Here is a 12,613-nt window from a genome sequence, read left to right as displayed (position 1 = left end):
TCGGGTGAATTTGGATTGAATGAGGAGAAAGGCCTCATATAGGATCGTATCGTTTTAAATAGGTAAGAATTTGTCGATTTCCTTCTATTAATATTTACCTCGCATAACAGCCCGCAAATGCCCGATTGATTCAACTAATAATTAGTGGGGGATAGGGACCCCACACGGATTGAATTTTCACTTTATCCGATTTTTCATATTGGAATTGTTTAATTTGATATAAAAAAGAGACTGAAGGGGGATTTTATGAGGAAACTTACGAAAACATTTATTATTTCATTAGCAATTTGTATTGCTTTTACATTATGGGGAATTATTCCTGAGTCCGTGCTTGGAAATGCAAGTTTAGGAAATGTAACAGATGCAATTCAGTCGATGTTAGTTAGCAAGTTTGGTTGGTTTTATATCATCTCTGTTTCTGTATTTTTAGGAATTTCGATTTTGTTAATCTTCTCAAAGTATGGTTCCATTCGTCTTGGTCAAGATGATGACGAGCCAGAGTATAGTTATTTAACTTGGTTTGCAATGTTATTTAGTGCTGGAATGGGGATTGGTTTAATCTTCTGGGGTGTCGCAGAGCCTTTAAACCATTTATACGTTCCACCAGTTGGAGAAGGAGTTACAGAAGAGAGTGCTCGTTTAGCACTGCGCTTTTCATTTTTTCACTGGGGTTTACATCCTTGGGGATTATATGCGCTTGTTGCTCTTTGTATGGCATACTTTACATTCCGTAAAGGAAAGCCAAGTACGATTAGTTCAACAGTAGGCTCACTTTTCAAGTCTGGTGAAAATGGAAGACTTGCACATACGTTTGACGTATTAGCTGTTTTTGCAACTGTATTTGGTATTGCGACATCTTTAGGACTTGGTGCCAAACAAATTTCAGGTGGAATTAGTTATTTAACGGATATTCCTAATTCACTAGGAACGCAACTTGTCATCATCGCAGTTGTTACAGTACTATATTTAATTTCATCACAAACAGGTCTAGATAAAGGGATTAAATATTTAAGTAATGCGAATATCATGCTGGCATTTGCTATTATGCTTATTTTATTGTTTGCAGGACCTACAAACTTTATTATGAATTACTTCACATCAACAATTGGTTCATATTTGCAAAACTTACCGAGTATGAGTTTCCGTTTAAGTCCATTAGATGAAGCAGGTAACGAATGGATTCAGTCTTGGACAATTTTCTACTGGGCATGGTGGATTGCATGGTCACCGTTTGTTGGTACATTTATTGCTCGTGTTTCAAGAGGGCGTACCATTCGTGAGTTCGTAATCGGTGTTCTCCTTGTCCCAACAATTATCGGTGCACTTTGGTTCTCAGTTTTCGGTGGAACAGGTATCCATATGGAGCTATTCCAAGGAACAAATTTATATGAACAAATTCAAGAATTTGGTACAGAAATTGGATTATTTGCGATGTTCCATGAATTAGGAGCGATTGGTCCAATTTTATCAGTGATTGCCATTTTATTAATTTCAACATTCTTTATTACATCTGCTGATTCAGCGACGTTTGTTCTTGGTATGTTAACAACAAATGGTAGCTTAAACCCATCTAATCGCATTAAGTTAGTTTGGGGTATCGTGCAGGCGGCACTTGCAGGAATCCTTTTATATGTGGGGGGATTAACAGCATTACAAACAGCATCTATTATTGCTGCATTCCCATTCACATTTGTTATTTTCTTTATGGCGGCTGCGCTCTTTAAGGAATTACAAAAAGAAGGAAAAAAGAAAAAGCATTTGTAAATATGGAGTAAAACTTCATTCAGTGGGGGATATTTCTCACTGAGTGTTAGTTTAACCCAAAAAGCCCCCTCTATATAAATGGGGGGTCTTTTTTTGGTTGAAAAATAGAGATAAGGTATACTTTTGACAATTTTTTGACGGAAATGTGTTGTCACTTTATGTAATATATGCTATATTACTTGTTGTAAGCGATTTCAATTTTTAATGTGCAACAAGGGGAGGACATCTAGAGTTATGAAGCGTTACGAAAGAAAGTGGAAACATATTTGTTTAAAGCGCGTTGCTCACCGTACGGTGCGTGAGCATACAGAACAAAAAATAGAAAAGTCTACAGAAGAGCGAGAGAAGCAATTCGTTTCGCAAAGGTAGAGCCACTTTTTTCGTGAGAAAGCATTTCGTTCGTTGGGGGATGGACGGAGAGCTGTTTCCAGCTAAGGGGTATTTGTCTGAACATACATAATTTATACGGCTAAAAAACAAGCATAGAGCATACGGCGCTCTATGCTTATTTTCTTTTCATCAAACGTTTGTTTAAATTACATTCTGAGCGAGCCGCTTCCGCTTTTTACTGGAATCCAGCTCCGATGGCAAGCTCTTCGCGTCTAAGAACCTTCCGCACGAGAAAGTAAAGAACACTTTCTGTGCGAAAGAACCTTAGCCGGTCAGAGCTGAACGAGCCATCTCCGCTTTTTAATTAATCCAGCTCCAGCGGCTAGAATGTTCGGTGGCTTCGCTTCTTTCGCCGAGGCAAAGAACGCCTCTATGTCAGAAGCTCCATCCCCTCTCACGTTCTGAGCGAGCCGTTTCCGCTTTTTATTGGAATCCAGCTCCAGCGGCTAGAATGTTCGGTGGCTTCGCTTCTTTCGCCGAGGCAAAGAACGCCTCTATGTCAGAAGCTCCATCCCCTCTCACATTCTGAGCGAGCCGCTTCTGCTTTTTATTGGAATCCAGCTCCAGCGGCTAGAACAGTCGGTCGTTTCGCGCCTTCCTGTGAGGCAAAAAGCGCCTCACAGGAAGGAGCTCCAACGTCCTCCTGTTCTAAACGAGCCGCTTCTGCTTTTTATTTTTTAAACCTTACTGTTTTGTCCCATCCGATGACTTGTTTTTTACTTTTTGCTCGTAAGTAGAGGATGAGGCTGCGAATAAATAGATAAGTGAAGAGTTGGGCATATGTGAAGTACATGATTGTACTAATAAATACGTTAATGGGTGTGAAGGTGTTGTCGACACTTTGTGCACTGAAAAGCTGGGCAACATAGGTGACGTAACCAACATACCACATAAATAAAAGCGGTATAGCATAATTAATTTGGAATAGGCCTAATATACCAAGAACGAACCAAACGTTTGAGATAATTAAAAATAACCAAAATACGATATAGACTAATACTTGTTGTAGTGAATGAACAAGTAGTTTTCCTTTAAAGAAAGCAAAGGAGGAGAACATTTTTTCTAAAATATATAAATTCCCTTGTAACCAGCGGGTTCGTTGTTTTATTAGTATTTTTAAATGCTCAGGTTCTTGCTCCCATGTAACTGCTTCTGGGACGATTGGTAGTAAAAATCCTTTTTGTGTAATGCGCAATGTTAACTCGGCATCTTCTGCAATTGCATAGGGATCATAGCCGCCTAGCTCTTCTAACAAATCACGGCGGAGAAGCATATTTGTTCCTGTTAGCGATCCTGTCTGAAAGAGTAGCCAACGCCCAGATTGCATTAAGAGCTGGAAAATTTGAAATTCTAATGAAATCATTCGGGTCAACCAATTTCGGTTTTCATTAACAGTACGGACATGACCAACAGCACCAACGGCATCCTCTGTTGTTTCTGCGTATTCTACAAGCATGCGGAGAGCTTGTGGTTCTGGTTGATTATCAGCATCATATACGCAAAAATATAATCCATCTGAAATACTAAGTCCATAGTTCAGTACGCGTGATTTTCCTTTCGGTTCACCCGGTGGTACGCGAATATGGTGAATGTGTGCGTATGCAGCATCAAATAAATCAGCAATCTCACTAGTCTCATCTTGTGAATTATCATTTAATAAGTAAACATTCAGCTTACCAGGATATTCGATGTTTGCCATTGCTTCTAATGTATCTTTAATAACAACTCCTTCATTATGAGCAGGGATTAAAATATCTACGCTCGGATAATGGGAGAGTGTACGATCTTTGATTTTTCGATTGCGATGGACAAGGCCAGCTACTGTTAAGAAAGAGTAGTATGCGAGTAACCCTGAAAATAAAAATGCTGTAAAAATAAGAACATACTTAATGGAAAATACGATGCTAATCCAAAAAGCAAGAACACAAAACAAAATAAATAATAGAAGGAGAATTAACGTCATCATAAGGCCGACGACTCCTTCGTTCCAATTTGCTCTTTCTCAATTGTAATCTGCGTAGTAGCATCTTCAGTTAACCATTGTTTTAATTTTGGTTTTAAACGATTCATCACTATCGATGCGCCTTCTTCATTTGTATTTTGTAGAAAAACAACTAATTTGTTATTGTCGTATTTTCCAACGAGATCAAAATCTTGGCGCACTGTGTCAAGAAGGAGAGAAGCAACGCGGTCCATGACGCTTTTCTTTGTATAGTTGCTAAAAGAAGTGAAATCGAAATAGAGGATCATTCCCGTTTCTTCTCGTCTACGCATAGCCTTCTCTAATAATGCTTGTCGTCTTTGGAATTCTTGCTTCGTTAATATTTTTGATTCTCCGATATATTGTTCTAGTACATCTACTCGTTTGCTTAGTTCCATATTTTCTCGAACAAGTTGTTTTAACATATAAGTTGAAATGTAAATAAGAAAGAAATTTGATGACATGAGAAAGTGGACAATCATGTAGTACAATTGATCTGGGCTACTCCATAAATAGATCCACGCCTCATAAAAGAGGTAGAAAACAGAAATAATCATCCCAATAACAAAGAGGACAAAAGCATGTTTATCCTGTAAAAATAAGAAAAGTATGTTGACTAGTACGTACGCAATCGTAAAAGTGAGTGCATATTTATATGCAGTCATATGTACCGTAGAGAAATAAAAAAGGATTTGCAAAATCCATAATGATAAGGCTTTATTGTATGTTTTTTTCATCTTATTCCCTCCCTAACAGTTGTAGGTTATTTGTAATATGTGCATTCAGAGAAAAAATGAATCATGAGAAAAGTATGTAAAATACTAGAAGTTAACAGAGTTACAATGAGAGTGTAACGATACGATGTTCGTGTAGCATGTTATCCTGAATTTCATTGTTAGGTTGTCCGCACATCCAATCGTAACAAACTATGAGTAAGAAAGAAAGATATGAATTATTAAAACCTTATAAAAAGATATAAAGGTAACAAAAAGTCCCTTTTCGATTGAAAAGGGACTGTGAATTAAAACATCATACCAGCTACTGCAGCGTTTAATAAGTTTGCTAATGTACCTGCCATTACAGCTTTAATTCCTAATTGAGCAATTTGCTTACGGCGTGAAGGAGCAAGTGATCCTGTTACACCTAGTTGGATTGCAATCGAAGAGAAGTTTGCAAATCCACAAATTGCGAATGTTAAAATCATAAGTGTTTTATCGGAAAACTCTGCCATCTCTTTTCCTAAGTTTGCATACGCAACGAATTCGTTGATTGCAAGTTTTTGCCCAAGGAAGCTAGCCGCATGTACTGCTTCATTTGGTGACACACCAATTAGGAGTGCGAGTGGAGATAAAAGATAACCGAAGATTAAATCAAGACTTAGTTTTATATCGAACCAGCTACCAACCCATCCTAACATACCATTTAGAAGGGCGATTAAAGCGATAAATGCCATTAACATTGCAGTAACATTAATAACAAGATGCATACCTTCAGATGCTCCGCGTGCTGCTGCATCGATAACGTTTGCATCTTCACGTTCAGTTGAAAGTTCAACATTGTTATTTACTTCTTCTGTTTCTGGCATGATTAGCTTCGCAATTAATAAACTTGATGGCGCTGCCATAATTGCTGCTGCTAATAAATGTTCAAGTGGAATACCCATTGCTGCGTAACCAACAAGAACGGAACCTGCTACAGCTGTCATACCGCTTACCATAATTGTGAAGAACTCACTATTTGTAAGACGTGTTAAATACGGTTTAATTAAAATCGGTGCTTCTGTTTGTCCTAAAAATACTGTCGTTACAGCATTTAAGCTTTCCGCTTTGGAAGTACCAAGAAGCTTGCTTAATGCACCGCCCACAATACTAATAAAACGTTGCATAATACCTAAATGATATAAGATTGCTACTAACGCGCTAATAAAGACGATTGGAAGTAGTGCTTGAATAACAAAAATGAATCCCCAAGGGCCTTCTGGGTTAATTAAATCTCCAGAAACGAATTTAATACCCTCATAAGAATAATTAATTAAGCTTTGTACACCGTCAGCAGCAAATTTTAAAGCAGCTTTTCCAGCATCCCATTTTAAAACGATAAATGAGAATATAATCTGAAGAGCAAGTGCAACTAAAATCGTGCGCCATTTAATGGCTTTACGGTCAGACGATAGTAAAACAGCGATTGCTAAAATTCCAATCACGCCGCCAATTCCCCATAAAACATTCATGCGATTGAATCTCCTCTCTCATAGTACAGAAGTATAAAAGAACGATTTCATATACTTCTATGAAAATATTATCTTAAGTAACTTATCACAATGGACTTCAGAGGTCAAACATCTAACAATTATTCGCAATAGAAAGAAAATATAGTAAGATAGCACATAAAGGATATATTATACATAATTTTGTCATGATGTTTCTTTGAAAGTTCATCATTTTTGAGCATTTGAGGATGATTATAAGAAAATATGATGTATTAAATGGGAAAATATCCACACTTATTTCCTTATAATGTGGGCGCTTACAATAGTGATCGTTCGTAATAAAGATAAAAAAAGAGCCTTCTAGTAATCTAGAAGGCTTTAAAATTATAAATTAATAAGGTTTAGAATATCCTAAGAAATGTTTACTCCAATATGAGTTGCTTAAAGATGCAACTTTTACGCCGCTATCACCAGATTGAATGAAGGTACCTCCACCAAGATAAATACCCATGTGAGAAGGACCAGCTTTATATGTGTTTTGGAAGTAAATTAAGTCACCAGGTTGCGGATTGGAAGTTTTTTGGAAACTGTTCCAATATCCAGCTACACTTTGACGACTAATAGAATATCCGTGCTTTTTGTATACGTGATAAATGTAACCGCTACAGTCAACGCCAGTTGCTGAAGTACCGCCCCATACGTATGGAACTCCTTCCATTGACTTTGCATATGCAAGTAATGATGACATGTCACCATTAGTGCTACCAGTGTTGTTTCCACCGTTTGATCCAGAAGTTGGTGGTGTTACTTGTCCACCTGAAACTGGTGTTTGTGATAAGTATTTTGTCGCAATATAACCAGTTTTTCCGTTGTAATTAACTTTGCTCCATCCGGATTGCTCAGATAGAACTTGTACTTTCGTTCCTTTTGATAACGCACCAATCACGCCGTAGTTCGTACCAGCGCCACTACGTACATTTAATGCACTTACGTTAATGTAGTAATCGCCAACAGCAGTACCTGTAGATGGATTGCTTGTCTCAGGTTGTGATGGTGTACCACCTTGAACGAACTTCACATATTCACTGCTTACATAACCAGTTCTTCCTTGATAGTTCACTTTAAACCAACCGTTTTCGACACCAGTTACTTGTAATGTTTGTCCTTTTAAGACACCACCAATTACACTATGGTAAGTAGCAGGGCCTGTACGGATACGTAAAGAGGTTGTGTCTACAACGTATGTACCGCCTGTTTGAACAGTTACGTTGTTATTATTTTGTCCATTTGTTTGGCCTGCATTTGCATCAGAGCCACCCTTTGAAACATAATCTTTGCTAATGTAGGCAGTTTGTCCGCCATAGTTAATTTTAAACCAGTCTTGTACTTCACCAGTTACTTGTACGACTTGTCCTTTACGAACAGATCCTAAAGTTGTATGAGAAGTACTTGGACCTGTACGAACGCGAAGGGAAGAGACATTGACTGTATAATTACCACTAGCTGCTTGAACATTTGCATTGTTGTTAGGTGTAGAGTTTGTAGCATTGCCACCATCTGCAACGAATTGACTGCTTACATAACCTGTTTTTCCGTTATGATTGATTTTTAGCCAGCCATTTTCTACGCCAACAACTTGTAGTGCTTGCCCTTCATACACGCGCCCCATAATAGAGCTGGAAGTGCTTGGGCTTGTACGAATACGTAATACATCGGCTGTTACTGTTTTAGTGCCAGTTGTGTTTACATTTGTTGTTGCATTGCTATCTTTTGAGACAAATTGTCCGCTTACAAAACCGGTCTTTCCTTGGTAGCTAATTTTTAGCCAACCATTTTCTTCTCCAATGACTTGTACCGTTTGCCCTTTGTACACTTTAGACATAATTGCATGAGAAGTACTTGGACCTGTGCGAACGTGTAATGCATCAGCTGTTACTGTGTGTGCTCCGCTTTTTTGCGAAGTGGCTTGAACTGTTTGTGTGGTCTTTGGCGATTGATCTGTAGCTGCTTGAACGCTATTATCCATTACTGGAGCTGCTGCACCTGCTACAGATACTGCTGCAAGACCGGCAAGATACTTTTTCATAGTTTGTCGAATCCTTTCTGCAAGTGTTTTCTATCAATGAAAAAATTACCAACTAAAAAAATTCTAAAATGCTTGTCGATTTGTGTCAAGAATCATGAAAATATCCGAATATAATGCAAAAAAACAAAAAAATAATCAAGGTACCAATTTATACCTTGATTTTCAAGTAAAATACATATATTTAACAGAAAAATTTCTAATATTATACGTTTTTATTAAAAAGTGACATTCGAATTAGAAATACTTTGTTCAAAAGTTTTTTGTAGCAATTTTGTGAATTTACCAACTTGTCCATTGGCAATCGCATTTCCGTCTATATGTGTCATTGGCATAATCTCCATCGTTGTCCCAGTAAAGAAACATTCATCTGCTCCATACACATCCCGAATACTAAAGAGCTCTTCTTGTACTGGAATTTGAAGTGTATGAGCTAAAGAAATGACATACTGACGGACAATGCCGTTTAAGATTAAATGGTTCGCAGGATGTGTATAAAGCGTACCGTTTTTTACAAAAAAGAAATTAGAGTGGCTTCCTTCGGTAACGAGACCATTTCGAATAAATAATGCCTCTTTACAACCTTTTCGCTCTGCCTTTGTATTTGCCATCACGTTTGGTAATAAATTTAGTGATTTAATATCACAGCGAAGCCAGCGGATATCAGGCTCTGATATAGCTCGAATACCGTATTCTAGCCATAAAGCAGGGCGTTCTTTTCGTGTAATATAACCATATACGGTAGGTTTCGTATCAAAAGAAAATGGATGAGTTCTAGATTGTACACCACGTGAAATTTGTAAGTATAACGTTCCATCTTCTTTAAATTGATTTTTTGTAATTAAGTCATAAAGAAAAGCAATGAGTTCTGCTTTTGAGAATGACGGTGTAATCTCAATTTCCTCCATAGAACGATATAGCCTTGTTAAATGTGGTTCTAGTAAATGTAAGCTTCCTTTGTATATGCGAATAACTTCATATACACCGTCTCCGAATTGTAAACCGCGTTCTTCTAACTCAATAGATGTTCTTTCAGCTTCTGTATCAATGATTGTATGATTCCATAATACAAAACGTTCATATGCCATTATACGTCCCCGCCTTTTACAATTTCTTACTTTGTATATACAAATTCGAAAAATAGAGAAAAGAATCCTTCTTTTTTTAAAAAAAAGACAACGTTCCAAAAAGAACGTTGTATGCAAAATCATTTGCATAAGGAGGGTAGCTTGTTTCATAGGGACATAGCTTACATTTTTTATTATAGAGACCGTTTATGAAGTGGATGTAAATATAAGGTAAAGATTGTGTAATAATGTCTAAAGACCTGAGTTAAATAGCTTGAAAAATCTTTGTACATTACTCATGATGACTAGTTCCTTCGTTCAAGTAAATGCAACAACATGTTTCTCACATATTCACTACATTAAGGCTCCGCAAACACTTAAAATTCTGCATTTGCTTGCTATCATTTGTTTCAAACATTGGTCGTCCGCCAAAAGGGACCTGACCGTTACTATGCAAGGCCAGGTCCGCTATTCCACCCAAAAAAGAAAGTTTTTTGTTTTTAATCGTCTTTAAAAGATAAAAAAAGACGCTGATTACTCAGCGTCCTTTTTGTCTTCTTTTTTCTCTTCTTTAATAACAGTTTTTATTTCACCTGTTTTTATGTTCTGACCTTCATAGAAACGAAGTAAATCACCTTCGATAATTTGATCAGACATACGCAATTCGTTTTGAGCACGATCTTTCAATGCTTGAGCTTCTTCTTTTGGTACATCGGCTACTTCACCTGTTAAGCGATCGTAGAATGTATTGTTTGTGTAAATATATTGCTCTGTAATGAAGCTTCCATCACGTAATATAACAAAAGGTGTACGATCTGGTGAGAATAAATCGTGACCGAAGTTAATGTCATTTGTTGTATCAATTCCTAATAAATGAAGAATTGTTGGTTTAATATCAATTTGACCAGCAGGAGCAGAAATTGTTTTTCCTTCTGTTTGTCCTGGTACATGAATATATAATGGTGTACGTTGTAAATTAATATGGTCAAACTCTGTAATTTCTTCTTTACCTAAGAACTGTGCTGTTGCACGGTTATGGTTTTCAGAAATACCGTAATGGTCACCATAGAACACAAGAACTGTGTTATCGTACAGACCTTCTTCTTTTAGACGTTCAACAAATAGCTTTAATGACTCATCTAAGTAACGTGCTGTTACCATATAACGGTCAAAAACGCCGTTACCAGAGTTATATGGCTCGATGTATTTTGTATCATCATCGTATGTGAACGGGAAGTGGTTTGTTAATGTAAGGAAGCGACTATAGAATGGCTGGTCAATTTCCTTTAACATATCAACAGATTGATCAAAGTACTCGATATCTTTTAATCCCCAGTTTAGTTTTGACTCTTCTGTAATTGTGTAGTCTAATTCATTAAAGTAACGATCGTAACCCATTGATGAATACATCATGTTACGGTTCCAGAACGTTGCGTTATTCGCATGGAACACAGATGTGTGATATCCTTTTTGATGCAAAATTTCTGGTGATGCTGTATATTCATTTGTACCGTGTGTAAAGTATACAGCGCCACGGTCAAGTGGATAAAGACCTGTATCTACTAAGAATTCAGCATCAGATGTTTTACCTTGCCCAGTTTGGTGGTAGAAGTTGTCGAAGTAATAACTTTCGTTAATAAACTGGTTTAAGAAAGGAGTTACTTCCTGTCCGTTTACAGTCGCTCCAATTAAAAATGTTTGTAATGATTCAAGAGAAACGACAATAACGTTCTTACCTTCTGCTACACCGAACATGTTCGGATCAGGCTTTGTATGCATTGTTTTCACATAGTTTTCAGTTTCTTGCAGTTTGCTGCTATCTGCAAATGCCTTTTGAGACGTTGACTTCGCTTGTAAGCCAATGTCATATGCTTGGTGGAAATATACACCTAAGTTTTTCACTAACATAACACGGTCAAATGAACGTGTTAATAGTTGTGGACGCTCAGCTTCAGCAAGACCTAAGTTTACGAAGAACACAGCCACTGTTGATACAAAGTATAAAATTCGCACCGGACGTGTAACACGCTCTGTTTTTGCAAAATCCTTTTTCTTCTTTAAAAGGATTGCAAAGAAAATAATGTCAGCAAAAGCTAAAATAACTTTAAGATTTAATAATTCCTTTGCACTAGAACCAAGGCTACCGAAGTTAGATGTTTGCCCTAGTACTGGTAATGTAACGAAATCGTTGAAGAATCCGTAGAACATTACGTTACCAACAAGAATAAATGTCAGTAAAAAGTTCATTCCAAGTGCAATATAGTTACGTTTTTTCCCTTTTGCAAATAACGCTAGACCAACAACAAGTAATGACATTGCTAATGGACTAATGAGTAAAATTAACTCTTGCATAACAGATTCAATTTTTAAATCAAAGCTAGTGCGCGTAATAATGTATGTTTTTAACCATACGGCTAAAGCTACAAATAGTGTAAAGCGCACGTTCTGAAATTGTAATTTTAAGGATTCCTTCATCCATTTTCACCCTTTCTCTATCAGGCTTGGTCGATTTTGGAGCAAAAATGCTAAAATAAAAAATACATAGTTTTTGTTGCTATGGATGTAGCCATATTTCTATCATCCATATATGCTTTGAACTATGCATACCCTCTATTGTTTTCTTGCCTTTTTTCTGTTTGTTCCTAAATCATAACGTCATTATTGTATTATACTACAAACTTTGGGTGTTAGGAACAGTGTAACTTTTTACAGTTTTTGTATTTAATTTAATAGCTGACATTCAAAACTTTAACATTCGTTTATATGCTCGTCAACCATATAATATAACAAACAAAATTGAGAAAAAGAGAATAAATTGAACATTTTGAGAGGAATTCTTTTAAAAAATGTTTTTAAAAGCTCTTTCTTTTTAGGATGAATAGAGGACCTGGCCGTGCGTAGTAACGGTCAGTGCCCTTTTGTGGGACGCCCAATGTTTGAAATAAAAGATAGTGAGTGAGAGTAGGATTCTGCGTATTGCAGCAACTGTGATAGATTTGTTGAAAAATATCATATATATTTATATGAAAACAGATAGAACATTTGTTCTTTTTGTTGTTTTTTGTTAAGATATATAAATAGGATAAGTTTCATTCTACTTTGGAAAAGCATTTGAATAT

Annotated in this window: 8 protein-coding genes; 2 read left to right on the top strand and 6 right to left on the bottom strand. The window is 36.8% G+C overall.

Features of this window, described 5'->3' with window-relative positions; translation table 11 throughout:
* Nucleotides 1-246: 246 nt before the first annotated feature.
* Together opuD and BAMA_RS25340 are read left to right on the top strand one after the other, a co-directional pair.
* Complete coding sequence (opuD, locus tag BAMA_RS01005; protein ID WP_034635232.1) at nucleotides 247-1,764, top strand: glycine betaine transporter OpuD; 1,518 nt, start codon at nucleotides 247-249, stop codon at nucleotides 1,762-1,764.
* A 234-nt stretch (nucleotides 1,765-1,998) separates the two neighbouring features.
* A complete protein-coding gene (locus BAMA_RS25340) occupies nucleotides 1,999-2,133 on the top strand; it encodes a hypothetical protein (protein WP_265182699.1) in 135 nt (44 codons plus the stop codon).
* A gap of 691 nt (nucleotides 2,134-2,824) precedes the next feature.
* On the opposite strand, the gene BAMA_RS01000 is transcribed toward BAMA_RS25340, so the two are convergent.
* The 6 genes from BAMA_RS01000 to BAMA_RS00975 all read right to left on the bottom strand — a co-directional run bounded on the left by BAMA_RS01000 (nucleotide 2,825) and on the right by BAMA_RS00975 (nucleotide 11,885).
* Entirely contained in the window at nucleotides 2,825-4,120 is a 1,296-nt protein-coding gene (locus BAMA_RS01000; protein ID WP_034635229.1) for a glycosyltransferase family 2 protein, read from the bottom strand.
* Nucleotides 4,117-4,872, bottom strand: coding sequence for a diguanylate cyclase domain-containing protein (locus tag BAMA_RS00995; RefSeq protein ID WP_034635227.1), 756 nt, complete (start codon nucleotides 4,870-4,872; stop codon nucleotides 4,117-4,119). Before BAMA_RS00995 ends, BAMA_RS01000 begins: the two co-directional genes overlap by 4 nt.
* Before the next feature lie 284 nt (nucleotides 4,873-5,156).
* Nucleotides 5,157-6,365, bottom strand: a complete 1,209-nt coding sequence (locus BAMA_RS00990) for a NupC/NupG family nucleoside CNT transporter (RefSeq protein WP_034635226.1) — start codon at nucleotides 6,363-6,365, stop codon at nucleotides 5,157-5,159.
* A 370-nt stretch (nucleotides 6,366-6,735) separates the two neighbouring features.
* Complete coding sequence (locus BAMA_RS00985; protein WP_034635225.1) at nucleotides 6,736-8,430, bottom strand: C40 family peptidase; 1,695 nt, start codon at nucleotides 8,428-8,430, stop codon at nucleotides 6,736-6,738.
* Nucleotides 8,431-8,645: 215 nt separating this feature from the next.
* The gene (locus tag BAMA_RS00980; RefSeq protein ID WP_034635223.1) at nucleotides 8,646-9,515 is read right to left on the bottom strand and encodes a D-amino-acid transaminase; all 870 of its coding nucleotides are present in this window, start codon (nucleotides 9,513-9,515) and stop codon (nucleotides 8,646-8,648) included.
* A 513-nt stretch (nucleotides 9,516-10,028) separates the two neighbouring features.
* Nucleotides 10,029-11,885 carry an LTA synthase family protein gene (locus BAMA_RS00975; protein ID WP_415782859.1) on the bottom strand — a complete coding sequence of 619 codons (1,857 nt, stop codon included), beginning with the start codon at nucleotides 11,883-11,885 and terminating at the stop codon, nucleotides 10,029-10,031.
* Nucleotides 11,886-12,613: the final 728 nt, after the last annotated feature.

The sequence above is a fragment of the Bacillus manliponensis genome, assembly GCF_000712595.1.
Classification (GTDB): domain Bacteria; phylum Bacillota; class Bacilli; order Bacillales; family Bacillaceae_G; genus Bacillus_A; species Bacillus_A manliponensis.
Note: the sequence above shows the minus strand (reverse complement) of the source record. Positions and strands in the feature narration are given on the sequence as shown.

Excerpts from the sequence above, each read along its gene's own strand:
- BAMA_RS00980 (WP_034635223.1), bottom strand. The coding sequence starts at position 9,515 with ATGGCATATGAACGTTTTGTATTATGGAATCATACAATCATTGATACA.
- BAMA_RS25340 (WP_265182699.1), top strand. The coding sequence starts at position 1,999 with ATGAAGCGTTACGAAAGAAAGTGGAAACATATTTGTTTAAAGCGCGTT.
- BAMA_RS00995 (WP_034635227.1), bottom strand. The coding sequence starts at position 4,872 with ATGAAAAAAACATACAATAAAGCCTTATCATTATGGATTTTGCAAATC.
- BAMA_RS01000 (WP_034635229.1), bottom strand. The coding sequence starts at position 4,120 with ATGATGACGTTAATTCTCCTTCTATTATTTATTTTGTTTTGTGTTCTT.
- BAMA_RS00990 (WP_034635226.1), bottom strand. The coding sequence starts at position 6,365 with ATGAATGTTTTATGGGGAATTGGCGGCGTGATTGGAATTTTAGCAATC.
- BAMA_RS00985 (WP_034635225.1), bottom strand. The coding sequence starts at position 8,430 with ATGAAAAAGTATCTTGCCGGTCTTGCAGCAGTATCTGTAGCAGGTGCA.
- opuD (WP_034635232.1), top strand. The coding sequence starts at position 247 with ATGAGGAAACTTACGAAAACATTTATTATTTCATTAGCAATTTGTATT.